This is a genomic window from Microbacterium sp. Leaf436 (genome assembly GCF_001424715.1).
Classification (GTDB): Bacteria; Actinomycetota; Actinomycetes; order Actinomycetales; family Microbacteriaceae; genus Microbacterium.
Genome location: NZ_LMRB01000003.1, coordinates 367,300 through 393,059, shown reverse-complemented (window position 1 = coordinate 393,059; position 25,760 = coordinate 367,300). Strand labels below are relative to the sequence as shown.

At 71.1% G+C, this 25,760-nt stretch carries 22 protein-coding genes and 1 tRNA gene; 10 read left to right on the top strand and 13 right to left on the bottom strand.

The annotated features are described in order from the left end of the window. Window positions 1-31 precede the first annotated feature (31 nt). From ASG45_RS10790 to lepA, 7 genes are all read right to left on the bottom strand, one after another. A complete protein-coding gene (locus tag ASG45_RS10790; RefSeq protein ID WP_055837024.1) occupies window positions 32-379 on the bottom strand; it encodes an HIT domain-containing protein in 348 nt (115 codons plus the stop codon). 207 nt (window positions 380-586) lie between these two features. Next, on the bottom strand, window positions 587-1,321 hold the full coding sequence (locus tag ASG45_RS10785; RefSeq protein WP_055837021.1) for a 16S rRNA (uracil(1498)-N(3))-methyltransferase: 735 nt from the start codon (window positions 1,319-1,321) through the stop codon (window positions 587-589). Between the two features lie 2 nt (window positions 1,322-1,323). After that, window positions 1,324-2,451, bottom strand: coding sequence for a molecular chaperone DnaJ (dnaJ, locus tag ASG45_RS10780; RefSeq protein WP_055837017.1), 1,128 nt, complete (start codon window positions 2,449-2,451; stop codon window positions 1,324-1,326). 49 nt (window positions 2,452-2,500) lie between these two features. Beyond that, window positions 2,501-3,541 carry a heat-inducible transcriptional repressor HrcA gene (hrcA, locus tag ASG45_RS10775; RefSeq protein ID WP_055837014.1) on the bottom strand — a complete coding sequence of 347 codons (1,041 nt, stop codon included), beginning with the start codon at window positions 3,539-3,541 and terminating at the stop codon, window positions 2,501-2,503. A gap of 140 nt (window positions 3,542-3,681) precedes the next feature. Next, window positions 3,682-4,899, bottom strand: a complete 1,218-nt coding sequence (hemW, locus tag ASG45_RS10770) for a radical SAM family heme chaperone HemW (protein ID WP_055837011.1) — start codon at window positions 4,897-4,899, stop codon at window positions 3,682-3,684. After that, entirely contained in the window at window positions 4,899-5,543 is a 645-nt protein-coding gene (locus tag ASG45_RS10765) for a DUF1990 family protein (protein WP_055837008.1), read from the bottom strand. The genes hemW and ASG45_RS10765 overlap by 1 nt, the downstream gene beginning before the upstream one ends. 22 nt (window positions 5,544-5,565) lie before the next feature. Further along, window positions 5,566-7,410 (bottom strand): translation elongation factor 4, encoded by a 1,845-nt coding sequence (lepA, locus tag ASG45_RS10760; RefSeq protein WP_055837006.1) that lies wholly within the window; start codon window positions 7,408-7,410, stop codon window positions 5,566-5,568. A 172-nt stretch (window positions 7,411-7,582) separates the two neighbouring features. Here lepA and ASG45_RS10755 point away from each other — a divergent pair, with 172 nt between their 5' ends. Further along, window positions 7,583-8,305 carry an alpha/beta fold hydrolase gene (locus ASG45_RS10755; RefSeq protein ID WP_055837002.1) on the top strand — a complete coding sequence of 241 codons (723 nt, stop codon included), beginning with the start codon at window positions 7,583-7,585 and terminating at the stop codon, window positions 8,303-8,305. 117 nt (window positions 8,306-8,422) lie between these two features. Next, complete coding sequence (gene rpsT, locus ASG45_RS10750; protein WP_055836993.1) at window positions 8,423-8,683, top strand: 30S ribosomal protein S20; 261 nt, start codon at window positions 8,423-8,425, stop codon at window positions 8,681-8,683. A gap of 440 nt (window positions 8,684-9,123) precedes the next feature. Here rpsT and holA read toward each other — a convergent pair whose 3' ends face one another. The 5 genes from holA to ASG45_RS10725 form a co-directional block, all read right to left on the bottom strand. Continuing rightward, window positions 9,124-10,161 carry a DNA polymerase III subunit delta gene (gene holA, locus ASG45_RS10745; protein WP_055836989.1) on the bottom strand — a complete coding sequence of 346 codons (1,038 nt, stop codon included), beginning with the start codon at window positions 10,159-10,161 and terminating at the stop codon, window positions 9,124-9,126. Between the two features lie 160 nt (window positions 10,162-10,321). Further along, window positions 10,322-12,622: a ComEC/Rec2 family competence protein gene (locus ASG45_RS10740; protein WP_055836987.1), complete on the bottom strand. Its 2,301-nt coding sequence runs from the start codon at window positions 12,620-12,622 to the stop codon at window positions 10,322-10,324. 44 nt (window positions 12,623-12,666) lie between these two features. Then, window positions 12,667-13,308, bottom strand: coding sequence for a helix-hairpin-helix domain-containing protein (locus ASG45_RS10735; RefSeq protein WP_055836984.1), 642 nt, complete (start codon window positions 13,306-13,308; stop codon window positions 12,667-12,669). A gap of 226 nt (window positions 13,309-13,534) precedes the next feature. Next, window positions 13,535-16,108 (bottom strand): leucine--tRNA ligase, encoded by a 2,574-nt coding sequence (gene leuS / locus ASG45_RS10730; RefSeq protein ID WP_156459428.1) that lies wholly within the window; start codon window positions 16,106-16,108, stop codon window positions 13,535-13,537. A gap of 67 nt (window positions 16,109-16,175) precedes the next feature. Next, window positions 16,176-17,426, bottom strand: a complete 1,251-nt coding sequence (locus ASG45_RS10725) for an anthranilate synthase component I family protein (RefSeq protein WP_055836978.1) — start codon at window positions 17,424-17,426, stop codon at window positions 16,176-16,178. A gap of 41 nt (window positions 17,427-17,467) precedes the next feature. On the opposite strand from ASG45_RS10725, the gene ASG45_RS10720 reads away from it, so the two are divergent. From ASG45_RS10720 to ASG45_RS10700, 5 genes are all read left to right on the top strand, one after another. Next, a complete protein-coding gene (locus ASG45_RS10720) occupies window positions 17,468-18,148 on the top strand; it encodes a DedA family protein (RefSeq protein ID WP_055836975.1) in 681 nt (226 codons plus the stop codon). Between the two features lie 5 nt (window positions 18,149-18,153). Next, window positions 18,154-19,185, top strand: a complete 1,032-nt coding sequence (locus ASG45_RS10715; protein WP_055836972.1) for an App1 family protein — start codon at window positions 18,154-18,156, stop codon at window positions 19,183-19,185. Between the two features lie 167 nt (window positions 19,186-19,352). Beyond that, window positions 19,353-20,063: an SOS response-associated peptidase gene (locus ASG45_RS10710; RefSeq protein ID WP_055836970.1), complete on the top strand. Its 711-nt coding sequence runs from the start codon at window positions 19,353-19,355 to the stop codon at window positions 20,061-20,063. Next, on the top strand, window positions 20,060-20,968 hold the full coding sequence (locus tag ASG45_RS10705; RefSeq protein ID WP_055836967.1) for a hypothetical protein: 909 nt from the start codon (window positions 20,060-20,062) through the stop codon (window positions 20,966-20,968). Before ASG45_RS10710 ends, ASG45_RS10705 begins: the two co-directional genes overlap by 4 nt. 42 nt (window positions 20,969-21,010) lie before the next feature. Further along, window positions 21,011-21,083, top strand: a tRNA-Ala gene (locus ASG45_RS10700). 154 nt (window positions 21,084-21,237) lie between these two features. On the opposite strand, the gene ASG45_RS10695 is transcribed toward ASG45_RS10700, so the two are convergent. Next, window positions 21,238-22,602: an MFS transporter gene (locus ASG45_RS10695; protein WP_055836964.1), complete on the bottom strand. Its 1,365-nt coding sequence runs from the start codon at window positions 22,600-22,602 to the stop codon at window positions 21,238-21,240. Window positions 22,603-22,794: 192 nt separating this feature from the next. Here ASG45_RS10695 and ASG45_RS10690 point away from each other — a divergent pair, with 192 nt between their 5' ends. Genes ASG45_RS10690 through ASG45_RS10680 form a run of 3 tightly spaced genes read left to right on the top strand, consistent with a single transcriptional unit; the run spans window position 22,795 to window position 25,756 of the window. Next, complete coding sequence (locus ASG45_RS10690) at window positions 22,795-23,451, top strand: response regulator transcription factor (RefSeq protein ID WP_055836961.1); 657 nt, start codon at window positions 22,795-22,797, stop codon at window positions 23,449-23,451. Continuing rightward, complete coding sequence (locus tag ASG45_RS10685) at window positions 23,448-24,836, top strand: sensor histidine kinase (protein ID WP_055836958.1); 1,389 nt, start codon at window positions 23,448-23,450, stop codon at window positions 24,834-24,836. Before ASG45_RS10690 ends, ASG45_RS10685 begins: the two co-directional genes overlap by 4 nt. Beyond that, window positions 24,833-25,756, top strand: coding sequence for a TAXI family TRAP transporter solute-binding subunit (locus ASG45_RS10680; RefSeq protein ID WP_055836955.1), 924 nt, complete (start codon window positions 24,833-24,835; stop codon window positions 25,754-25,756). Before ASG45_RS10685 ends, ASG45_RS10680 begins: the two co-directional genes overlap by 4 nt. Window positions 25,757-25,760 lie beyond the last annotated feature (4 nt).

Here is a 25,760-nt window from a genome sequence, read left to right as displayed (position 1 = left end):
GATGCGGTCGACGACGGATTCTTCGGCGGAGTCAGACACCCACGCTCTTTTCGTTCAGGCCACCCGCGAGGACGTGGGCGTGCACATGGAAGACGGTTTGGCCGGCGCCCTCGCCGGTATTGAAGATCAACCGGAAGTCGCCGTCGGCATGCTCGGCGGCGACGCTGTTTGCGAGTCCCACGAGCTCGGTGAGCAGGTCGGGGTCGCCCGCCGCCAGCTCGACGACGTTGCGGTACTGCTGCGACTTGGGGATGACGAGCAGGTGCACCGGCGCTTGCGGGGCGATGTCGCGGATCGCGAAGGCGTTCTCGGTCTCGGCGACGATCTCGGCGGGGATCTCGCCCTGCAGGATGCGCGTGAAGATCGACGGTTCGCTCATGGCATCCAGTCTAGTGACGGGCTCCGACACGCAGGTCGGGGGCAGGCTCGACGGACGAGGGGGCGCATCGAGCCGTGCGACTCGTGGACGGGGCGCGAACCGTGCACCGGGGCGGTTGTTGTGCGCCCCGGTGCACATTCCGCGCCCCGGACGGGCGGGGCGGGACGTTTCGCGCCCCGGACGGGAGGATCGGAACGCGGCGGGAGGTCACCAGCGCCCGTGCGACGCCGAGAGCACCGAGATCGCCGCCGCCCCCGCGGTCGAGGTGCGCAGCACCGTGTCGCCCAGGCGCACGAGTCGAGCGCCGGCGCCTTCGAGCGCGGAGAGCTCCTCGGGGGCGATCCCGCCCTCGGGCCCGACCACCAGCACCACGTCGCGATCGTCGGAGGCTTCGACGGCGACCGCGGTGAGGCGATCGGATGCCGAGGGCTCGAGCACCAGCACCAGATCGGTGCCGGCGCGGCGCACGAGGTCGGCCGTGCGGGCGATGCCCTCGACGTCGGGGATCCACGCGCGGTGCGCCTGCTTCGCCGCCTCGCGCACGATGGTGCGCCACCGGGCGAGGCCCTTGTCGGCCTTGGCGTCCCAGCGCGAGACGCTCCGCGCCGCCTGCCACGGCACGATCGCGTCGACACCGAGTTCGGTCGCCGCCTGCACCGCGAGTTCATCGCGGTCGCCCTTGGCGAGCGCCTGCACGAGCACGAAGCGCGGCGACGGGGCCGGATGCTCCTCGCGGCCCGTCACCCGCACCTCGACCTGCTTCGGCGTCGCGGACGTGACGAGGCCCGACAGCCATGCCCCACGGCCGTCGCCGAGCGTGACCGCCTCGTCGACCCGCACCCGGCGGACCGCTGCGGCGTGGTGCGCTTCGGCCCCGGTGAGCACCACGACCTCACCCGTCTGAGCGGATGCCGCCTCGTTGGTGACGAAGTGCAGTGCCACGGTCAGTGCCGGAAGCGGTCGCGGAACTTCGAGAACATGCCCTGCTGGTGCTCGGCCAGGCGCGGCTGGGGGGCCTTCGTGCGCTTGGCGAACTCCTCGATGAGGGCGCGCTCCTTGTGGTCGAGGCGCGTGGGCGTCACGACGTGCACGCCGACCTTCAGGTCCCCGCGCTGGCTTCCCCGCAGCGGCGTGATGCCGCGGCCCTTGATGGTGAGCACGTCGCCCGACTGCACGCCCGGGCGCACCTCGAATTCGACGGCTCCATCGAGGGCATCGATCGTCGTGGTGGTGCCGAGGATGGCATCCGGCATCGACACCTCGAGGGTGGCGAGCAGGTCGTCGCCCTCGCGGCTGAAAGCCTCGTGCGCATCGACGGTGATCTCGAGGTACAGGTCGCCGTTGGGGCCGCCGGCGGGGCCGACCTCACCCGAACCGGGAAGCTGCAGGCGAAGGCCCGACTCGACGCCGGCGGGGATGTCGACCGACACGGTGCGGCGGGCGCGTACGCGCCCCTGCCCCTGGCAGGTGCCGCAGGGGTAGGGGATGGTCGTGCCATGTCCGTGGCACACGTTGCAGGGCTGGCTGGTGACGACGTTGCCGAGCAGGCTACGCACCGTGCGCTGCACGTGACCGGAGCCGTGGCAGATGTCGCAGGTGACTTCGCTCGTGCCCGGCTGCGTGCAGGCTCCCTGGCAGGTCTCGCACAGGACGGCGGTGTCGACGTCGAGGTCGCGGTGGGTACCGAAGACGACGTCGCCCAGATCGAGCGTGACGCGCACGAGGGCGTCCTGACCGCGCTCGCGACGCGAACGCGGACGCGGTCCACGCCCGCCGCCGCCGCCCTGGGCCCCGCCGAAGAACGTCTCGAAGATGTCGCTGAAGCCGCCGAAGCCGGCCGCTCCCCCGCCCCCGCCGAAGGGGTTCTGGTCGCCGCCCATGTCGTAGCGGCGACGCTGTTCGGGGTCGCTGAGCACGTCGTACGCGTGCGTGACCAGCTTGAAGCGTTCGGACGCGTCGTCACCGGGGTTCACGTCGGGGTGCAACTGACGAGCGAGACGGCGGTACGCCTTCTTGATCTCGTCGGCGCTGGCGTCTCGTTCGACGCCGAGGACCTCGTAGTGGTCAGCCACAATCGCCTTCCTGTCCGCGGGTGCGGGGTCGTTCTCGGTGGGGTGCTCGTCAGCGCGCGCTGTCGTCGTCTTCGAGCATCCGGGTCAGATAGTGCGCGACGGCGCGAACCGCCGCGAGGTTGGAGGAGTAGTCCATGCGGGTGGGGCCGAGCAGGCCCACGCGGGCACCGCCCGTCGAGCCGTCGTACCGGCTGGCGAGCACCGAGGCCTCGATCAGTCCGAAGGGTTCGTTCTCGCGGCCGATGCTGGCCGACAAGCCCTTCTCGTCGGCGACCATCTCGGTCATGAGCCGCAGCAGGGTCACCTGCTCCTCGATGGCTTCGAGGAGCGGGTAGATGCTGCCGCGGAAGTCGGATTCGCGCTTGGCGAGGGTCGCCGCCCCAGCCATGACGAGGCGATCCTGACGGAACTCCTCGAGCTCCTCGCCGACGACGCGGAAAACGGCGTCGGCGACGGCGTCGAGGGCGATGCCGGGGCGGGGTCCGTCGGCGACGACCGCGGCGACCTGCTGAGCGCAGTCGGCGACGGAACGCCCGACCAGCACCGCGCCCACGCGGGCGCGCAGCTGCACGATGTCGGCCTCGACCGGCTCGGCAGGGACGAGCGCGATCCGCTGCGAGACGCGGCCGGTGTCGGTGACCAGGATGACGAGCACGCGCGGGCCGCCGAGGGCGACGAGCTCCACGTGCGAGAGGTTGGCGCGCGCGAACGACGGGTACTGCACGATCGCGACCTGGCCGGTCAACTGCGTCAGGGCACGCACCGTGCGGGCGAGCAGGTCGTCGAGATCACCCGCCTCGTCGAGGAACGAGGTGATCGCGCTGCGCTGCGCTCCCGAGAGCGGGCGCAGTTCGGCGAGGTGATCGACGAACACGCGGTAGCCCTTGTCGGTGGGCACGCGGCCCGACGAGGTGTGGGGGGCGACGATGAGGTCTTCGTCTTCGAGCAGCGCCATGTCGTTGCGGATGGTCGCCGCCGACACGCCGAACGCGTGCCGGTCGACGATCGCTTTGCTGCCGACGGGTTCACGCGTGTCGACGTAATCCTGCACGATCGCGCGGAGCACTTGGAGGCCGCGTTCCGACACCATGCGCTGCTCCTCCCCGTCTGGCACTCGACTTGACTGAGTGCCAATTCTACGCCGATCGACGGCGTGCCCCGTCGGGGGCTCGCGGATGCCGGATCCCCCGCGCGTGCCGGCGGTCCCGCCGCGAGATGCGACGGCGCGGATCAGACCGTGAGCGCGCGCACCACGGCATCCGCCAGCAGGCGTCCGCGGCGGGTCAGCACGATGCGGCCCCGGATGGCATCCGTCCCCTCGATGAGCCCGTCGGCGATGAGCGACGCCACGGCCTTGCGGCCCTCGCCGTGCAGCTCGCCGACGGCGAGACCCTCGCGGATGCGGCTGCGCAGCAGCACCGATTCGAGGCGGCGGGCCGTCTCGTCGGGGCGCTCGCGCGCGGCGGCCGGCGACTCGTTCGCCGCGAGGCGCTGGGCGTAGGCGGCCGGGTGCTTGACGTTCCACCAGCGCAGCCCCGCGACGTGGCTGTGGGCGCCCGGTCCGAACCCCCACCAGTCCGTGCCGCGCCAGTAGGCGAGGTTGTGCCGCGAACGGTGGGCGACGCCGCGCGACCAGTTCGACACCTCGTACCAGTCGTACCCGGCGTCGGCGAGCAGCTCGTCGGCCAGCTCGTACATGTCGGCCTGCAGGTCGTCGGAGGGCTCCACGACCGCGCCCGAGCGGATCTGGCGGGCGAGCTTCGTGCCGTCTTCGACGATGAGCGCGTAGGCCGAGATGTGATCGGGAGCGAGCGAGACGGCGGCCTCGAGAGACGCCCGCCAGTCGTCGAGCGACTCCCCCGGGGCGCCGTAGATGAGGTCGAGCGACACGTCGAGCCCGGCGCGGCGGGCCGCGGCGACGGCGGTCGCGACGTTCGCCGGGTCATGGGTGCGGTCGAGGGCGGCGAGCACGTGCGGGCGGGCCGACTGCATGCCGATCGACACGCGCGTGACGCCCGCCGCGGCCAGCGTCTCGACCACGGCGTCGTCGACGGTGTCGGGATTGGCCTCGACGGTGACCTCGGCCCCCTCGGCGATGCCGAATTCCGCGCGCACAGCGTCGAGCATGCGCGCCAGATCGCCGGGAGGCAGGAGCGTCGGCGTACCCCCACCGAAGAACACCGTGGATGCCGTGCGGCGGCCGCCCGTGGCATCCATCACCCCGCCCGCCAGGCGTACCTCGGCGGCGAGCGTGTCGGCGAAGTCGTCTTGCCGGGCGCCGCGCAGTTCGCTGGCCGTGTAGGTGTTGAAGTCGCAGTAGCCGCAGCGCACGCGGCAGAACGGCACGTGCAGGTAGACCCCGAAGTCGACCGACGGGTCGATGGTCAGGTCGTCGGGCAGACGACCGTCGGTGGGCGCGGGGTCTCCGAGGGGAAGCGGTCCGCCCATCAGGACGTGTACAGCGGCGAGATCGCGCGCAGGTACCGCGTGAACAGCGCCTTGCGACGACGGCGCACGCGGCTGGTGAGGAGCTTGTAGGACGGCGCGGTGGGGCGGTCGAACGCGCGCACCACGAACCAGACCTCGTCGTTGTCGCGCCACTCGAGCGCGAACAGCTCCTCGCCGCTCACGATGGAGTGTCCGACCGTGCCGAGGATGAATCCGACGCGGCGCGGCTCCTCGAACACCGAGATGACCCGCAGCTCGGCATCGGCGCGGTGTCCGTCGACCTTGCCGTGCAGGCGCACACCCGTGCCGGGGCTGACGAACGGGGTGCCGTCGGCGGCGAAGCGCTGCTCGGCCTCGAGGCGGCTGGGGGCGACCGGAGCGCCCTCGGCGTCGAAGCCGACGCCCGCGTAGCCGGCGCCCGACGCGGGACGCACGTCGGTGATGCTCAACTCTTCGCTGCGCAGCGGCGCCCACGCGAGCAGCAACTCGCCCGCGGCGACGAAGCGCTCTTCGCCGCTGCCGATACGCCACGCGTCTTCGGCGGGCACGGAACGCTCGGGCGGATACTGCATGAGGTCGGGGGCCTGAGTGGCGCCCACCGCCGCGTAGTCGACCGTGTCGTCGGTGAAGTTCTGCCGGCGCATGATCTTCCTCTCGAATCGGTCGTTACTTCTTGGCCTCGACGTCGCCCGAGAGGGCGGCGATGAAGGCTTCCTGCGGCACCTCGACGCGGCCCACCATCTTCATGCGCTTCTTGCCCTCTTTCTGCTTCTCGAGCAGCTTGCGCTTTCGGGTGATGTCACCGCCGTAGCACTTCGCGAGGACGTCCTTGCGGATGGCGCGGATCGTCTCGCGCGCGATGATGCGGGCGCCGATCGCGGCCTGGATGGGCACCTCGAACTGCTGGCGCGGAATGAGTTTGCGCAGGCGCTCGGCCATGAGCGTGCCGTAGGCGTAGGCCTTCTCGCGGTGCACGATCGAGCTGAACGCGTCGACCTTGTCGCCCTGCAGCAGGATGTCGACCTTCACGAGGTCGGCGGTCTGCTGACCGGCGGGTTCGTAGTCGAGGCTCGCGTAGCCCTGCGTGCGCGACTTGAGGTGGTCGAAGAAGTCGAACACGATCTCGCCGAGGGGCATGTGGTACCGCAGCTCGACGCGGTCCTCGCTGAGGTAGTCCATGCCCAGGAGCGTTCCGCGGCGCGACTGGCAGAGTTCCATCACGGTGCCGACGTAGTCCTTGGGCAGCAGGATGCCGACCTTGACGATCGGCTCCGAGACCGAGGCGACGCGACCGTCGGGGTACTCGCTGGGGTTGGTGACCGAGACGGTGTCGCCCGTGTCGGTGGTGACCTCGTAGGTCACCGACGGGGCGGTGGTGATGAGGTCGAGACCGAACTCCCGCGAGAGGCGCTCGGTGATGATCTCGAGGTGCAGCAGGCCGAGGAACCCGGCGCGGAAGCCGAAGCCCAGCGCGACCGAGGTCTCGGGCTCGTACTGCAGCGACGCATCGGACAGCTTGAGCTTGTCGAGGGCTTCGCGCAGCTCGGCGTAGTCGCTGCCGTCGATGGGGTAGATACCCGAGAAGACCATGGGCTTCGGATCGGTGTACCCGGGCAGCGCCTGGGTGGCGGGCTTGCGGTGCGTCGTGATCGTGTCGCCGACCTTCGACTGGCGCACGTCTTTCACACCGGTGATGAGGTAGCCGACCTCGCCGACGCCGAGACCGCGCGTGGGCACGGGCTCGGGGCTCGACACACCGATCTCGAGCAGCTCGTGCGTCGCGGTGGTCGACATCATCTGGATGCGCTCGCGCGGCTGCAGCGAGCCGTCGATCATGCGCACGTACGTGACCACGCCGCGGTAGGCGTCGTAGACCGAGTCGAAGATCATGGCGCGTGCCGGGGCGTCGGGCTTGCCGACCGGGGCGGGGATCTTGTCGACGATGAGATCGAGCAGCTCCTCGACGCCCATGCCGGTCTTGCCGCTGACGCGCAGCACGTCTTCGGGCTTGCCGCCGATGAGTCCGGCGAGCTCGGCCGCGTACTTCTCGGGGTCGGCGGCCGGCAGGTCGATCTTGTTCAGCACGGGGATGATCGTCAGATCGTTCTCGAGTGCGAGATACAGGTTGGCCAGCGTCTGCGCCTCGATGCCCTGCGCGGCATCGACGAGCAGGATCGCTCCCTCGCACGCGGCGAGCGAACGGCTGACCTCGTACGTGAAGTCGACGTGGCCGGGCGTGTCGATCATGTTGAGGGCGAACGTGCCGTCGGCGGTGGCCCACGGCATCCGCACCGCCTGCGACTTGATCGTGATGCCGCGCTCACGCTCGATGTCCATGCGGTCGAGGTACTGCGCCCGCATATCGCGGTCGCTGACGACGCCGGTGATCTGCAGCATGCGGTCGGCCAACGTCGACTTGCCGTGGTCGATGTGAGCGATGATGCAGAAGTTGCGGATCTGCTCCGGCGGAGTGGCAGACGGCTCGAGGGGCTTCAGGGCGCGCGGTGACATGTTCCGTCGATTCTACGGTGGCGCGCCGACATCGCCGTCCGCGATGCCCGGGGTCCGGCATCCGGGTGTCCCCTGCGGGTCGAGATCACCCGTTCCACGCGCGGGAACGCGTGGCGCGTGGGGGACGCGACGCACAGCCGGTCGGCAGCGAACGGCTTCTACCCTGGATGCCATGACGGTCCAGGTCGTGTTCGTGCACGGTATCCGCACCTCGGCGACGATGTGGCGCGCGCAGCTCGCCCACCTCGACGAGCGCGGCAACCCGGCCGTCGCCGTCGATCTGCCCGGACACGGCACCCGCCGCGGCGAGGAGTTCACTCTCGACGAGGCGTTCGCCACGATCGACCGGGCGGTGCAGGATGCCGCGACCCGCGGCCCCGTTCTGCTCGTGGGCCATTCGATGGGCGGGTTGCTGTGCATCGAGTACGTGGGGCGCGAGGACCCGCCGCCGGTCGCGGCGTTCATCGCCGCATCGTGCACCTCGATCCCGCGGGGTGTGGGCCTCGCGGCCTACCGCTTCCTCGCGCGGCGATTCGACAGCCTGCCCGACCGCGGCCTGGGGCTCACCAACCGCGTGCTCGACCGCACGCTCCCGCCCGAGACGCGGCCCGACTTCGGCGCGGGCGGATACGCCTTCGATGCGCAGGACACCGCCCTGGCGAGCCTGTCGGTGCTCGACCTTCTGGCGTCGCTGCGCCGCATCGAGGTTCCGCTGTGGTTCATCAACGGGCAGTGGGACCAACTGCGCGCCAACGAGAAGCTGTTCGTGTCGGTGGCGCGCGAGGCCGAGCTGATCGTCGTCCCCCGCACCACGCACCTGGTGACGGCGATGCGGCCCCGCGTGTTCAACGCGCTGGTCGACGTGGCGCTCACCACCGTCGAGGCGGCGACCTGATAGAGTTGGTCCTTGGCTTGCGTGTGGGGTTTTTCCCGACCTCCACGATGCCGGTGCAGCGTCCCTCTACCGCTCGCCCGGCTCTTCCATATTCACTTCAAACGAAAGACCGTCGACGTGGCGAATATCAAGTCGCAGATCAAGCGCAACAAGACCAACGACAAGGCGCACGAGCGCAACAAGGCCGTCAAGAGCGAGCTGAAGACGCACGTGCGTCGCACCAAGCAGGCTGTGCTGGCCGGTGACAAGGAAGGCGCTCTCAAGGCGCTCGCCACCGCGACCAAGAAGCTCGACAAGGCCGTGAGCAAGGGTGTCATCCACCAGAACCAGGCCGCGAACCGCAAGTCGGCCATCGCGAAGTCGGTCGCCGCTCTCTGAGTCGCACCTTTCCGACAGCCCGTCCCGCATCACGCGGGGCGGGCTTCGTCGTTTCCGGGGTAGGGCGCGAAAGCGTAGGGGGCGTCGGGGTGGGTGCTGTGGACTGCGCGGGGGCCGATGAGGCGTGGCGAGCGGAGGGATGGGGGCGAGCGGAGGACGCGCGGCCTCGATCCGGTCCTCCGTTGAGCCCGGGCCCTCCCCTGGTCACGGATCTGCGCCGCGCAGCAGGTGTGAGCTCGCGCGTGCCTCGTCGCGTGGATGCCAGGAGGTGCGGGCGTCCCCGTCCGCTGGAGCTCGTGGGCCGACGAACCGTGGCGAGCGGAGGGGCAGGGGCGAGCGGAGGACGCGCGGCCTCGATCCGGTCCTCCGCTCAGCCCACGCCCTCCCCTGCTCACGGATCTGCCCTGCGAGCCCACAGCCGGCGAGCCGACCGTGCGCGGTCAGCCGCCGTACGGTGCGCGGGTGGCGATGATCGTGATCATGCGCTCGAGCGCGAAGACCGCGTCGCGCGACGCGCCCTTCACCTCAGCGTCGGCGCGGGCCGTGGCGTGGATGGCCATGCCGAGGGTGTTGCCGGTCCACCCGACCAGGTCGCGCCGTGCACGGTCGACCTGCCAATCCTTCATGCCGAGGCGTTGCGCGGCCGCCGACGAGGATTCGCGGGTTCCGGCGACCCGGGCCATGGTGCGGAGCTTCATGGCGACCGCGGCCACGAGGGGTACCGGGTCGGCTCCGGATGCCAGCGCGTGCCGCAGCGCCAACATGGCGGGGCCGTAGTGCCCGGCGATGGCGGTGTCGGCGACCGTGAATGCCGAGGTCTCGACCCGCCCGCCGTAGTACCGCTCGACGATGCGCTCGTCGATGTCGCCGGGGACGTCGGCGATGAGCTGCTGGCACGCGGCGGCGAGCTCGGTGAGGTCGTCGGCGAACGCCGAGACCAGGGAGCGGAGGGCGACGGGGGCGATGCGCTTGTGCGCGGCCTTGAACTCGCCCACGGCGAAGTCGAAGCGGTCGGAGTCGCGCTTCACCGCCGCACAGGGGATCTCGATGCCGGCGCCCTGCCCGGCACGGATGGCGTCGAGGAGCTTCTTGCCGCGCACGCTCGCCCCGGTGTGGCGCAGGATGACGGTGGCGCCCTCTTGCGTCTGCGAGAGGTACGACACGGCTTCGCTGAGAAACGTGTCGCTGCACTTCTCGACGCCGCTCACGCGGACCAGGCGGGGCTCGCCGAACAGCGAGGGAGACGTGACGCCGAGCAAGGTGCCCGCGGCGTAATCGTCGGCGCGGATGTCGGTGACCTCGAGGCTCGGGTCTTCGCTCTTGAGAAGTGCCCGGATGCCGGCGGTCGCGCGCTCGGCGCACACCTCTTCGGGACCGGAGATCAGCACGACGGGCGCGGGCTGCGGGGTGCGCCAGGACACCTGGGGAATGGCCGACTTGGTCTTCGCGGGGGCGGAGCGTCGGGGTGCCGGGGTCACTCCCCCAGCCTACCGACCGGGTCCGACATCGAAGCCGCGGTGCGGAGGCGCGGGAACGTGACGACGACGCGGCAACTTGCGTCGCCCCGCGTGGCCCGGTGCGACGCTCTTTTCCCGGTGCGGCCAGCCACCGACACCACCTGAACCGGAGCATGCACGACTACCGGGGCACAGACGATGTCGGGCTCGGAACGTTGTCGACAGCGGGACCGTTCTCGCGCCAGAGGGACAGACGGCCCTGCCCGTCGATCCACACGGCGAGAGCGCCGTCGCGATCCGTGCGCCCCACGGTCGTGCCCGTGCTCTCGAGGATCGACAGGAGGGATGCCGTGGGATGGCCGTAGCGGTTGTCGGCACCCACGCCGATCAGTCCGATCGCGGCGTGGAGTCGCCGGTAGAGGTCGGCGTCCTGATCGGCGCTGCCGTGGTGCGCGACCTTCACGACCTGCACCGGGGGCACGTCGGCGCGTCGGAGGAGGGATTCCTGGGCCTCCTCGCCCAGATCGCCGAGCATCGTCGTGCGGGGAAAGCCCGGGCCGGCGATGTCGATGGCGACGCTGGCGTCGTTGCCCGGCTCCGCTCGCGGCGGCGGGTGCAGAGCCTGCCAGTGCGTGGCACCCAGCGTGCCGGTCGTCCCGGCCGTCGCCTGCGTGAGCGAGGCACCGGCGACTGCGAAGCGCTCGAGCAGCCGTTGGTCGGCGCCCCCGTCGGTCGGGCCGTGGAGCACGAGGTCGGTGCGCCCGAGCACCGCAGACGCACCGCCGATGTGGTCGAGGTCGAAGTGGGTCAGCACGACGAGGTCGAGGCGCTCCACCCCGAACTTCTCGAGGCAACCGGTGAGGCTCGCCGGGTCGGGCCCGGTGTCGACGAGCGCGACCGCCGCTCCGGACCGCCAGAGCGTGGCATCGCCCTGCCCCACGTCGCACATGACCACTTGCCACGCCGCCGGGACGGTGAGCGGCCCCGCGAGCGTGCGGACGGCCGACTGACCGAGCATCAGGCCGAGACTGACGGCGGAAGCCATGGCGGCGAGGGCCGCGGTGCGGGGCAGGCGGCGGGGGCGGACGACGGCGACGAACACGGCGGCGCCGACCAGCCCGAGCAGCCCGGCGCCGAGCAGGCCGTCGGGCCACGGAATGTTCTGCGCCGAGATCCCCGCGGTCGTGTGCGCGACAGCGGCGATCCACGAGGCGGGGATCCACGCCAGGGCGGTGAGTCCGTCCTGCAGCCAGGGGAACGGGGCGATGGCGGCGAGAGCGCCCGCGATGGTGGCGGGGGCGGCCGCCGGATCGGCGAGCAGGTTCGCGACGATGCCCAGGAGCGGCACATGCGGATCGATCAACACGATCAGCGGGCCGCAGACGAGCTGCGCCGAGGCCGGCACGGCGATCGCGAGCGCCAGAGCCCGCGGCATCCAGCGCTCGAGGCCGGCGGCGAGGGGACGCGCGAGGACGAGCAGGGCGGCGGTGGCCGCGGCCGAGAGCGCGAAGCCCACGGACCTCGAGAGCCAGGGGTCGACGATCAGCAGCACGGTCGTCGCCAGCGACAGCACGGCGATCCCGACCGCCGGTCTGCCCAGGGCCAGGGCGAGGAGCGCAACCGACGCCATGGCCGCGGCGCGCACGACGCTGGGTTCGGGGGTGACCAGCGCGACGAAGCCGGCGAGCACGAGCAGCGCCCCGACGATACGTGCTCCCCGTGGTGCGCGGCAGAGGGCGAGCAGGGCGAAGGCCGCCCCGACCACGATGACGCAGTTGGCACCGGACACGGCCGTGAGGTGCGAAAGAGACGAGACCGTCATCGCGGTCTCGGTCGCCGCGTCGAGGCTCGAGGTGTCGCCCACCGCGAGGCCCGGCACGAGGCCGGCACCGGGCTGCGGGAGTCCGTCGGTCGATGCGACGAGGCGGCTGCGGAGCCCCTCCAACCATCCCCAGACCCCGCCCGGCGGTGCCGCTCTCGCGACCTCCTCGGCCCGGACGACGAGCACCGCCCGCTCCCCCGGCTCGGCGGGCAGAGCCCGACCGACGACCTCTACCTCGCTGCCCATCGCGGCCTCGGCGAGGACCCGGCGCCCCTCGGCATCCACTCCGATGCGGGCCGGGATGTCTCCCGAGAGCTGCACGCTCCCGGCGCGGACCTCCGTGGCGACGGCGTCGAACCACGCCCCGCCGTCCGGGGCGCCGTCTATGCGTCCGGTCACCGTGAGCTCGAGCACGAGCTGCCGGCCGCCCTCCACCTGCAAAGCGTCGACCTGCTCGCGTACGGCGTCCACGAAAGCCACGCTCGACACGGATGCCGCGGCGCAGGCGACGGCGATGGTGGCGACGGCGAGGACCGCGTGCCGTCTGCCCAGAAAGGCGAGGGCGGCGAGACCGGCCCCCGCGGCGAGGACGAGAGCGAGGACGCGGGCGTCGGGGAGCCCGGTGGCGAGCCCCGCGAAGCCCCAGGTGGTGACGGCCACCGAGATCGGCCGGAGTGCCCGTCTCCGCAGCGCACGCCGCTCGCTCACACCCGCACCAGGTCGCGCAGGGCCTCGATCATCTTGTCGCCGAACCCCGGTATCGACGACAGGTCGTCGACGCTGGTGAAGCGGCCGTTCTCGTCGCGCCACGCGATGATGCGGTCGGCCAGAGCGGGGCCGATCCGCGGGAGCGTGTCGAGCTGCTCGCGCGTGGCCGTGTTCAGATCGACGACGCCGTCCGAGGCGCCCGCGGCCGGAGCGGCTCCCCCGGCGGTGACCTCCGCCCCCGTCACCGGGACGACGATCTGCTCGCCGTCCGCAACGGGCCGCGCGAGATTCACCCCGTCTCGTGCGGCGTCCTCGGCGAAGCCGCCCGCGCGCGCGACCGCATCGGCGACGCGGTCGCCGACCTCGAGCCGGTAGAGCCCGGCCTCGCGCACCGCGCCCGCCACGTGCACGTAGACACCGACCTGCGGGTCGGCGGCGGAGGGGGGTGACGCCGACACGGCGGGCTCGACGACCTCCGTCCCGGTCGCGCCCCGGACCATGCCGATCCCGATGGTGACGGCGAACGCCAGCAGCACCAGCACGACGACCGCCCCGACCCCCAGCCGCGCCCGCGCCGGCAGAGGCTCCCCCGCGTGGGGAGGCCGGGCCTCGGCGGGGAGGACGACGTTCTCGGTCACACCGCGACAGTAGGCAGCACCCCCACCCGCTCGTGCCCCTCCCACGTCGATCGGTGAACGCTCGCGCGGAAAGCCTCCCTGGGGAGGAGCGGCGTCTCATATGCCCTGACGAACGCGGACGGCAACCCGAGGTCGCCGCCGGCGGACGAACGGTCGGATCAGAACGACGGATGCCACGCCCCCGCGCTCCGTGGAGCGCCGGGGACGTGGCATCCGGAATCAGAACCTACTTGGTCGAGAAGCTGACCACCTTCGGCGGACGCACGACCGCGCGCACGATCTCGCGCTCACCGAGCGCGCGGAGCACGCGCTCGTCGCCGCGGGCGAGGGCTTCGAGCTCGTCGCCGCCGATCTTGGCCGACACCTCGAGCGTGGCGCGCACCTTGCCGTCGATCTGCACGACGGCGGTGACGGTGTCTTCGACCAGCAGCGTCGGGTCGGCCTGGCGCCAGGTCGCGAGCCCCACGAAGCCGGTGTAGCCGAGCGTCTGCCACATCTCTTCGGCGGTGTGCGGGGCGAACAGGTCGAGGGTCATCGCGATGACCTCGGCCGCCTCGCGCACGGCGGGGTCGCTCGCGCCGGCCTTTCCGTCGATCGCCTTGCGGGTGGCGTTGACCAGCTCCATCAGGCGGGCGACGACGACGTTGAACTTCGTCTGCTCGACGAGGTTCGGCGCCTCGGCCAGCAGGCGGTGCGTGACGCGGCGGAGCGAGGGGTCGCCTTCGGCCCACACCACGTCGGTGTCGCTGTCGACGTCGTGCGCGATGCGCAGGGCGCGGGCGAGGAACTTCGCCGCTCCGGTGGTCGAGACGTCGTTCCAGTCCTTGTCGTCTTCGACCGGGCCGGCGAAGGCCAGCGCCACGCGCAGGGCGTCGGCACCGTGCGCGTCGAGCTCTTCCTGGAACAAGACCAGGTTGCCCTTGCTCTTCGACATCTTGGTGCCGTCGAGAATGACCATGCCCTGGTTGATGAGGCTCGAGAACGGCTCGGTGAACTCCACCAGGCCCATGTCGAACAGCGCCTTGGTGATGAACCGCGCGTACAGCAGGTGCAGGATGGCGTGCTCGACGCCGCCGATGTAGAAGTCGACGGGGCCCCACTTATTGGCCTCGCGAGCCGAGAACGCCTCGGTCGAGCTGTCCGGCGACAGGAAGCGCAGGTAGTACCACGAGCTGTCGACGAAGGTGTCCATCGTGTCGGGGTCGCGCAGCAGCGTCTGGCCGGTCTCGGGGTCGGTGACCTCGACCCATTCGGTCGCGGCCCCCAGCGGCGAGGTGCCCTTGGGCTTCAGGTCGAGGCCCTCCACCGACGGCAGGGTGACGGGCAGCTGGTCGGCGGGGACCGGCGTGATCGAGCCGTCTTCGCCGTGCAGCATGGGGATGGGCGTGCCCCAGTAGCGCTGACGCGAGATGAGCCAGTCGCGCAGGCGGTACGTCTTGGCGGCGCGGCCGACGCCCTTGGCCTCGAGCTCCTCGATCATGCGCGCGATGGCGTGGCGCTTGGACAGGCCGTTCAGCGAACCCGAGTTGACCATGCGGCCATCTCCGGTGAGCGCGATGCCGGTCTTCACCGGGTCGGTCTCGTCGACGTCGCCCAGCGGGTCGATCGGCACGCCGTCATCGTCGAGCTCGATGACGGGGATCGCCCCGGTGACGGGGGCGAGGGTGTCGACGACGACCCGCACGGGCAGGTCGAAGGCGCGGGCGAAGTCGAGGTCGCGCTGGTCGTGCGCGGGCACGGCCATGACGGCACCGTGACCGTAGTCGGCGAGCACGTAGTCGGCGGCCCAGATCGGCAGCTTCTCGCCGTTGATCGGGTTGATCGCGTGATGCCCGAGGAACACGCCGGTCTTCGGCCGGTCGGTGGCCTGGCGCTCGATGTCGGTCGCACGCTGCACCTGGGCGAGGTACGCCTCGAAGCTCTCGCGCACGCCCTGATCCGCGGATGCCGCGAGCTCGGCCGCGAGGTCGGACTCGGGCGCCACGACGAAGAACGTCGCACCGTGCAGCGTGTCGGGGCGGGTCGAGAAGACGGTGATCTTCTCGTCGCGGCCCTCGATCTCGAACTCGATGTCGGCGCCGATCGAGCGTCCGATCCAGTTGCGCTGCATCTGGATGACCTTGCTCGGCCAGAAGCCCTCGAGCTGGTTCAGGTCGTCGAGCAGGCGGTCGGCGTAGTCGGTGATGCGCAGGAACCACTGCGTCAGCTTCTTCTTCACCACGACGGCACCGCTGCGCTCGCTGGTGCCGTCGGGCAGCACCTGCTCGTTGGCGAGCACGGTCTGATCCACCGGGTCCCAGTTGACGAGGGCGTCCTTGCGGTACGCGAGGCCCTTGTCGTACAGCTTCTGGAACAGCCACTGGTTCCACCGGTAGTACTCGGGGTCGCTGGTGTGCAGCACACGGCTCCAGTCGAACGAGACGCCGTAGTCCTTCAGGCTCTCCTTCTGCTGCGCGATGTTCGCGTAGGTCCACTCGACCGGGTCGGCGCCGCGCTTGATGGCGGCGTTCTCGGCCGGCAGGCCGAACGAGTCCCATCCGATGGGGTTGAGCACGTTGTAGCCGCGGTGACGCCAGAAGCGCGCGACGATGTCGGAGTACAGGTAGTTCTCGGCGTGACCCATGTGCAGGTCGCCCGAGGGGTACGGGAACATCGCCAGCACGTACTTGCGGGGGCGCGTGTCATCGTCGCCGCCGGCACGGAAGGGATCTTTGTCGGCCCACGCTCGCTGCCACTTCGCCTGGATGGCGTGGGTGTCGAAGCCACCTTCGCGGGGGTCGGGTGCGGAATTCTGAGACACGGGTGAAGCCAATCGTGAAGGTCGGGGAGGCCGCGGGGGCCAGCGTCCAGGCTATCGGACCCGGACGTCACCACCCGGGCGGTACCTCGGCGCCGAGGGCGGCGAGGGGCGCCCGCGCCTTGATCCCCACCTCCGCGACTTCGGATGCCGCGACCGAACGCCACGTGATCCCCCCGCCGGCGCCGACCCAGGCGGCATCCGCGTCGACGACGACACTGCGGATGACCATGGCGAGATCGGCCGCGCCGTCGTCGCCGATCCATCCGAAGGCGCCGGAGTAGACGCCGCGCGGGGCTTCTTCGAGGCCGGCGAGGATCTGCATCGCCGACTGCTTGGGGGCGCCCGTCATGCTGCCGGCCGGAAAGGTCGCTTCGAGCAGCGCACCGACGCGTGTGCCGGGAAGCAGGCGCCCCGACACCTCGCTGACGAGCTGGTGCACGTGCGGGTAGCTCTCGACCTCGAGAAGACGGTCGACGCCCACGCTCGACGGCTCGCACACCCGCGACAGGTCGTTGCGCATGAGGTCGACGATCATGACGTTCTCGGCGCGCTCCTTGGCATCCGTGCGCAGGGCGTCGGCCAGGGCGGCGTCGCGCACCGGGTCGGTCGAGCGCGGACGCGTGCCCTTGATGGGGTGGGTGTGCACGGCCCCGCCGCGCACCTCGAGGAAGCGCTCGGGCGACGCGCTCGCCAGTGCCGTGTCGCCGGAGCGCACGAAGCCGGCGTGGTGCGAGGTCGAGGCGCGGCGGAGGCGCCGGAACACCGCCACGGGGTCGACGGCTCCGGGCACGGTGAATCGCGTGGTGAGGCACAGCTGGTAGGCGTCGCCCTCGCGGATGCGCGCGCGGCAGGCCTCGATGAGTTCCGCGTAGCGGGTGGGTGTCACGCGACCGGATGCCGCACCCCGGCGCTCCGCGGCGGGCACCGGCGGCGGCGCGGGCGCCTCGGCCGCGCGCCGGGCGATCTCGGCGTCGCCGAAGGCCCACACGCGGCGTGCGGCGTGGTCGAACGCGAGGAACGTCTCCACCCGCAGCCAGACCGGGTCACCCTCGTACGTGAGCCAGCCGACCCATCCCCCGCGGAACGCGCCCGCTGCCTCGTCGGCTGCTCCGGAGGCGACGCCGGGTGAGGTGGCATCCCGATCCAGCGGGGCGGACGAGGAGTCGGGAACACCCGTTCCCATCCAGCTCCACCCCGTGGTCGCGTCGACCCCGGCATCGAGCCAGAACGCGTGATCGGCGTCGGCGAACAGGTGCAGGAACACCGCTTCGGGGTCGACCCACGCGGCGAGGGCGACCGGGGCGGTAGAGTGCGGCACGCTCCCAGGCTAGGCGTGGCCGACGGCCATAGGGTGACGGGGTGAACGAGATCCTCACGTGGCTGCTCGACGTCGTTCAGAACGTCGACCCCGTGCTGCGCACGATCGTCGCCGGTGTCGCGATGGTGCTCGAGACGAGCGTGCTGGTCGGTCTGATCGTTCCCGGCGACACCATGGTCATCGTGGCGGGCACCGCTATCGCGTCGCCCCTCGAAGGAGTGCTGCTGGGCGCAGCCGTCGTCCTGGGCGCGCTGATCGGCGAGAGCCTCGGCTTCTGGCTGGGCCGGTACTTCGGCCCCCGCATCCGTGCCTCGCGGCTGGGCCAGAAGCTCGGCGAACGCAACTGGGATCGCGCCGACCGGTATCTCCGCCGACGCGGCGGACCGGCGATCTTCCTCTCGCGCTTCCTTCCCGTGCTGCACTCGCTCGTGCCGTTGACGGTGGGGATGAGCGGGTACAGCTACCGCCGGTTCCTGGCCTGGACGACCCCCGCGTGCCTGATCTGGGCCGGGCTGTACATCACGGTCGCGGCCACCGCCGCGGGCACCTACCGCGAGCTCGCCGATCAGTTGCACTACGCCGGCTACCTCTTCGTCGGCATCCTCGTGGTGTTCCTCGTGCTGGTCTTCGTCGCCAAGAAGCTGATCGAGCGCGCGGAACGTCGCCATCTGGCCGAAGAGACGACTTCCCTCGGACCAGCGGACGGCGACGTGAAAGACTGAGCGGAATGTCTCGCTCCTCTCGCGCCAAAGTGCTCTGGTTCGCCCGACTCGAGCGCCGGTTCCACCGCTGGCGCGAACGTCGGGCGCGCGCCCGCCACCTGCGTCCCGTGGTCACCGGCTTTCCGGGCTATGGAACCGAGGAGTGGGTGCGCGTGCTCGGTCGCGTGCTGATCGCCCCGCCGATCAAGCGCACCTCGACCGGAGAGTCCGCGAGCCTGCGCGGCTGGCGTGCGTTCGCCGCCGTTCCGGTGGGGATGGCGCGCGTCGACATCGTCATCGACGGGGTGACGCACGAGGTCACCGCCGACCGTGGCGGGGTGATCGACGCCAAGCTCCCCGCGACGCTCGCGCCCGGCTGGCAGGACATCACCATGTCGGTCGAGGGCAGCGAGCCCACCGAGACCCGCGTGTTCATCGTCGGCTCCGACGTGCGCTTCGGCGTCGTGAGCGACATCGACGACACCGTCATGGTCACCGCCCTTCCGCGTCCGCTGCTCGCGGCCTGGAACTCCTTCGTGCTCGACGAACACGCCCGCCAGCCCGTTCCGGGGATGGCGGTCATGCTCGAGCGGCTGACGCGGGAGAACCCCGGTACGCCGGTGATCTACCTGTCGACCGGTGCGTGGAACGTCGCGCCCACCCTGACGCGCTTCATGCGTCGGCACCTGTTCCCGGCGGGTTCGTTCCTGCTCACCGACTGGGGCCCCACGCACGACCGCTGGTTCCGCAGCGGTCGCGACCACAAGGAGCAGAACCTCCGCCGTCTCGCGCGGGAGTTCCCCCAGGTGAAGTGGCTGCTCGTCGGTGACGACGGTCAGCACGACGACGCCATCTACACCGGCTTCGCCATCGAGAATCCGCGGAGCGTCGCCGCCGTCGCCATCCGCCGGCTGCTGCCCGCCGAGGCCGTGCTGGCCGGTGGGCGCACCGTGGTCGACGACCACTCGGCCGCCGAGGTGCCGTGGGTGAGCGAGTCCGACGGCGCGGGCCTGCTCGAGCGACTGCAGGATGCCGGGGTCATCTCGCGAGAGGGCTGAGCGCGGGCGGGGTGTCGCCGGGCGTTGCCTCAGCAATGCGCACGACCCCCGTGGCATCCGGGCCGTGTGTGCGAATCGCCGGCCTCCATCACGCACGCGCGGCGAAGGCAGCCGGCTCCGGACGCCGCACACGGCTCGATGTCGGAGGGGGCGCGTACGGTGGAAGCATGTGCGGTCGTTTCGTCGTAGCCAACGTGGCCTCCCAGCTCGTGGGGGTGCTGCGCGTCGACGTCGAGGCCGACGAGCTGCCCCCGCCGTCGTACAACATCGCGCCCACGTCGCGCGTGGGCATCGTGCTCGACTCGATCAAGAGCGAACCCCCCGTCCGACGCCTCGAGGTCGCGCGCTGGGGGCTCGTGCCCGGGTGGGCCAAAGACGTCAAGATCGGCGCCCGCGCGTTCAACGCCCGCGCCGAAGAGGTCGAAGACAAGCCCATGTTCCGCACGGCGCTCATCAAGCGGCGCGCGGTGATCCCGGCATCCGGGTACTACGAGTGGAAGACCACCGACGAGGGCAAGACCCCCCACTACATCCACCCGTCCGACGGCTCGCCGCTGTTCTTCGCCGGGCTGTACGAGTGGTGGAAAGACCCCTCGCTCGCCGACGACGACCCCGCCCGGTGGGTGCTCAGCTGCACGATCCTCACCCGCGACGCCATCGGCCGCCTGGGATCGATCCACGACCGCATGCCGCTGTTCCTCGACCCCGATTTCGCCGACGCCTGGCTCGACCCGACCACCGAGAACGTCGGCGACGTGCTCGACGCCGCGATCGACGCGGCACCCGACGTCGCCGAGACGCTCGACGACCACGTCGTGTCGTCCGACGTCGGCAATGTGCGCAACGACTCCCCCGCGCTGATCGACGCCGTCGAGTGAGCGCCGTCCTCGACACGACGACGCTCTCGCGCGCCGAGTGGAGCGTTCTCGCCGATGCGCACGCCGCACGCGCCGACGCGCTGACCGCCGACCATCGCGCGCGGGCGAGTCGGGCCGAGAAGCACCCGGTCGAAGACTTCCTGTTCACCTACTACTCGTACAAGCCGGCGATCCTGCGGCGCTGGCACCCCGGCATCGATGTCGTGCTCGGCGACGCCGACGAGCGCGCCGCCTGGCGCTGGTACCGCAGCGACCGTGACGGCGTGCGCGTGGATGCCGAGAGCTTCCGCACCGAGCGCGGATCCCTGTATCGCGGCATCGTCTCGCTGCTGCGGGCCACCGCCGACCGACCGGCGCAGTTCGGCTGCTTCGGGCTGCACGAGTGGGCCATGGCCTACCGCGCCGACGAGGTGCGGCACGCAGTGCCGCTGCGGCTCGGCCGCGACGGGACCGACGCGGTGGTCGACGCCCACGACCTGCGCTGCACGCACTTCGACGCGTTCCGCTTCTTCACGCCCGATGCGGTGCCGCTGAACCGCACGCCCCTCTCACGCGACGACCAGGCCGAGCGCGAGCAGCCCGGTTGTCTGCACGCGGGCATGGACGTGTACAAGTGGGCCGTGAAGCTCGGTCCTCTCGTTCCCGGCCCCCTGCTGCTCGCGACGTTCGAGCTCGCCCGCGACATCCGCACCCTCGACATGCAGGCCTCGCCCTACGACCTGCGCGACTGGGGCTACCTGCCCGTCCCCATCGAAACGGCCGAGGGCAAGGCCGAATACGTGGCCCGTCAGAGGAGCCTGAGCGAGCGTGGTCAGGGTCTGCGGCGCGACGTCATCCGCGCGGTCACGGGCACCGACGACACGCCCGGCCGCGCCGATTTCTTACGCCCGCGATCTGTGTTGTAAGCTCATGGAGTTGCCTCGAAGGGGGCGGAAAACAAAATATCCGGGCCTGTGGCGCAGCTGGTAGCGCACCTGCATGGCATGCAGGGGGTCAGGGGTTCGAGTCCCCTCAGGTCCACCCAGAGAGAAAGCCTCCGCTTCGGCGGGGGCTTTCGTCGTTCCGGTCGATGTGTGGGTTCCGGCCGCGTCGGCGGGCTCCCAGCATCCGTTCCCGGCCCTTCGCCACACGACGGATGCCCCTCCCGTGCGGGAGGGGCATCCGGTGAGACGACTCAGCGCGACGAGACCGGTACGCGCGTCTTGGCCTGCTGGGCCTCGCGCATGAGGAGCTCATCGTCGAGCCAGTTCGGGGCCTTGTTGCGCAGGGCGAAGATGTACACCGCGAGCGAGGCCGCGATGATGACCGTGACGTAGACGATGAACACGGGCACCTGCTCGGCGCTCTGCGCCCCGGCGTACAGCAGGGGGGCCGTGCCGCCGAACAGCGAGTTCGCCAGCGCGTAGCCGAGGCCGACGCCGAGCGCCCGCACATGGGTCGGGAACAGCTGGGCCTTCACCAGCGCGTTGATCGAGGTGTATCCGGTGAGGATGATGAAGCCTCCGAGCAGGATCGCGAACGCCGCGAACTCGTTCGTCTGCTGCGGGAGCATCGTGATCAGGAACCACGTGTAGAGCACGCCGCCGACGCCGAAGAACACCAGGAGCGACTTGCGGCCGACCTTGTCGGAGAGCCAGCCGCCGATGGGCTGCATGAGCATGAGTGCGGTCAGGGCGACCAGGTTGATGATCGTGCCGGCCACGACGTCGCCGCCCGAGAAGGCGGTCTTGACGATGTTCGGTCCGGTGACCGAGTAGGTGTAGAACGCGACGGTCCCGCCCGCGGTGACGGCGAAGCAGAGCAGCAGCGGACGCCAGTTGTTGACGAGCAGGTCGCGCATCGAGCCGGACTCCTTCGAACGGCCCGACTTGTTGTCGGTGATGACGCTCTGCTCGAGCGACTCGTCCATGGTGCGGCGCATCCAGAACACCGCCACCGCGGCGACCCCGCCGATGGCGAAGGCAACGCGCCAGCCCCACGCCGAGATGGCCTCGTCGTCGAGGGTGAGCACCATGACGAGCAGGGTCGTCTGGGCGAGCACGTGCCCACCGACGAGCGTGACGTAGTGGAACGACGACAGGAAGCCACGACGACCGGGCATGGCGGCCTCGGACATGTACGTCGCGCTCGTGCCGTACTCGCCGCCGGTGGCGAAGCCCTGCACCAGGCGGGCGAAGACCAGGATGACGACGGCTCCGGCGCCGATCGCCTCGGCCGTCGGGGCGAGGGCGATGACGAGCGAGCAGAACGCCATCAGCGACACCGACACGGTGAGAGACAGCCGGCGTCCGTGGCGGTCGGCGAAGCGGCCGAAGAACCACGATCCGATCGGACGCATGAGGAAAGTGACGGCGAAGATCGCCCACACGTAGAGGGAGGAGTTCTTGTCGTCGGAGTCGAAGAACTGCGACTCGAAGTACACCGCGAACACCGAGTAGACGTAGACGTCGTACCACTCGACCAGGTTGCCGGCCGAACCTTTCAGCGTGTTCGATATCGAGCGTCGCAGGCTCGTGGGGATCGTCGTCGTCGTTGACATGGGTAATCCGATCGGTCGATGGACGGTTCTCGTCTCGTACGCCGTCGAAGACGGGGCCCGGCGGCGGCGACGAGTCGTATCCCGTTATCGTGGCGGCGCGCGGGGGCCCGTCCCGAGATCCTTACATGCGCCTTACATTGACCCCGGCCCGCCGCCGGGGGCGACCCCGGCGCGTGAGCCTACGATGGGGCCATGCACGTACTCGTAGCCGAGGACGACGGCTCGGTCGCCGCGGCGCTCGTCTCGGCGCTCACGCGCGCCGGGCACGCGTGCACCCGTGTCGCGAGGGGCAGCGACGTGTTGCTGCGCCATCGCGACGCCCAGGTCGTGCTGCTCGATCTCGGGCTGGAAGACATGGACGGGCTCGACGTACTGCGCCAACTGCGCGAGGTGAGCCAGCTCCCCGTCATCGTCGTCACCGCCCGCGGCGACGAGCGCTCCACCGTCCGGGCCTTGTCGCTCGGCGCCGATGACTACCTCGTCAAGCCGGTGCGCCTCCACGAGCTGTTGGCGCGGCTCCTGGCCGTCACCCGTCGCTACAGCCCGCCCGACGAGCCCCTGCGCGTGCGAGTCGGGTCGGTCGAGATCGACATCGACGCCCACCGCGTGCACGCCGCCGACCGCGAGGTCGCGCTGACGCCCAACGAGTTCGGCATCCTGTACGCCCTCGCCCGACGCGCGGGGCAGGCGGTGAGCCGTCGGCAGATCCTCGACGAAGTCTGGGGAGACGCGTACGTGGCATCGTCGCGATCGTTCGACGTGCACCTGGGGCAGGTGCGCCAGAAGCTCCCCGAGGTGACGATCACGACCATCCGCGGCCTGGGCTACCGCCTCGAGGATGCCGCGTGAAGCTGCGGGTGCTGCTCCCCCTGCTCGTCTTCGGTCTCATCGCCGTGATCGCCGTGCTCATCCCCGTGGCGCAGTCGCTCGCCGACTCCCGCACGCAGCAGCTCGCCCTGCAGCGCACCGCGGCGCTCGACCAGGTCGTGCAGCGTGCCCGGACGGCGCTGGTGCAGTCCGACGCCGAAGGACTCCAGGCCTACCTCGAGCGCTTCCACGCGGTCTACGCGGAGTCGGTGCTCGTCCTCGACGAGAGCGGGGAACCGGTCGCCTCGGCGGGCGAGCTGCACCGCGATGCCGACGTCGATCAGCTCGTCACCGCGGCTTCGCGGGCCATTCCCCAGCTGTCGCTCCCCCGCGTCACCCCCTGGGGACCCCGCAGCGCCCTCGTCGCGGTGCCCGTGATCGCGGCCGGTGATCTGTCGGCCGGCGTCGTGGTGCTCGCGGTCGACCTGCGGGGCGCGCAAGCCGACGTCTCGCGCGCGTGGGCCGTGATCGCCGCGATCGGGGTGCTGCTGCTCAGCGCCCTCATGGTCGCCTCGCTGCTGTGGACCCGCTGGATCCTGCGCCCGGTGCGCGCGCTCGATTCCGCGGTCGCCGACCTCACCGCCCACCGCGGTCCCGCACCGCTGCGTCCCTCGGGACCGCCGGAGCTGCGCCGCCTCAGCCGGGCGTTCGCGACGATGGCCGATGAGGTCGAGAACAGCCTCGAGCAGCAGCGCGGTTTCGTCGCCGATGCCTCGCACCAATTGCGGACGCCCCTCGCCGCCATCCGACTGCGCGTGGACGGCCTCGCCCGCGACGGTGACGCGGCCGACGACCTCTCCGCCGTCGACGACGACCTCGATCGCCTCGAGCACACCGTGGAACGCATGCTGACTCTCGCCAACGCGGAGCACCGCGCTGCCGCGCGAACCCAGGGTCACGACGACGCCCGAGACGAGGGCGCTCCGCGCGAATGCTCGGTCACCGCGGCCGACCTGGTGAAACGGCACCGTGCGCGCCTGCACGCCGCGGGACTGACGCTCAGCATCGATGACTCCCCGGCGGCCGTGGTCCCCTGCGGCCGTGCCGACCTCGACGAGATGCTCGACGTGCTGCTCGACAACGCGGCGAAGTACGCCGGTGCGGGCGCGCGGGTGCGGGTGAGCGTGGAACAGGATGCCGGACGCCTCGAAGTGCGCGTGGAGGACTCGGGCACTCAGCTCGACGACGCGCACCTTCCGCGCCTGGGCACGCGTTTCTGGCGCGCCGGTCTTGACGGCGGCACCACCGGCACCGGCCTCGGGCTCGCCATCGTCGCGCAGCTCATGCGGGCCGCCGGCGGACGGCTGGAGCTGGGGCGCTCGCAGGAGGGCGGACTCGCGGCGCACCTGATCTGGGACAGAACGTGACGGGGGTCTCGCGGCGCAGCTTCCTGTGGGCGGGCGCCGCGGCGGGCACCGTCGTACTGGCGGGGTGCGTGCCCACCGCGCCGACCGTGCTGACGCTGGGCTGCGGCGAACCCGGCGGCAGCTACCTGCAGTTCGGCCAGCTGCTGAGCGACGTCGCCCGAGGTTCCGGGGCGTTCGAGATCACCGCCCTGCAGACCGAGGGCAGCGTCGACAACCTCGCCCTCCTGTCGCAGGGCCGCGTGGAGCTCGCTCTCTCGCTGGCGGATTCGGCGGCAGCGGCGTCGACGAGCGGTGAGGTCGTCGCGATCGGACGGGTCTATCAGAACTACCTGCAGTGCCTCGTCCGCGCACCCGACGGCCCGCGCTCGCTCGCGGAGCTCGCCGGAACGCGCGTCTCGCTGGGCGCCCCCGGCTCGGGGGCGGCCGCGACCGCGCGCCGCGTGATGGATGCCGCGGGACTCTCGCCCGCGTCGGCGACCGAGCGGCCGCTCCGCGATGCCGTCGTCGATCTGGAGCGCGGCCGCATCGACGCGCTGTTCTGGTCGGGCGGGGTGCCGACGCCCCAGATCGCGGAGCTCGCCGCCCGCACCCCCATCGCGGTGCTCGACACGACGCCCGTGCTGCCGACGCTCCTGCAGCGCTACCCCGACGCGTACGTGGCCACGACCATCCCCGCCGGCGTCTACGGCGCGGACTCCCCGGTTCCCGCCATCGGCGTCGCCAACCTGCTGCTCGCCCGCCCCGACCTCGACGACACGCTCGTGGAGCGCGTCGTCGACGTGCTCATCGACGACGCGGCGCGCCTCGTGGCGCCCGGGGCCCTCGGCATCCAGTACCTGACTCCGGCGAGCCTCATCGACACCCTGCCGATCGCCCTGCACGCGGCGGCCGAGCGGCGGTATCGCCAACGCTACGGCTGAGTGA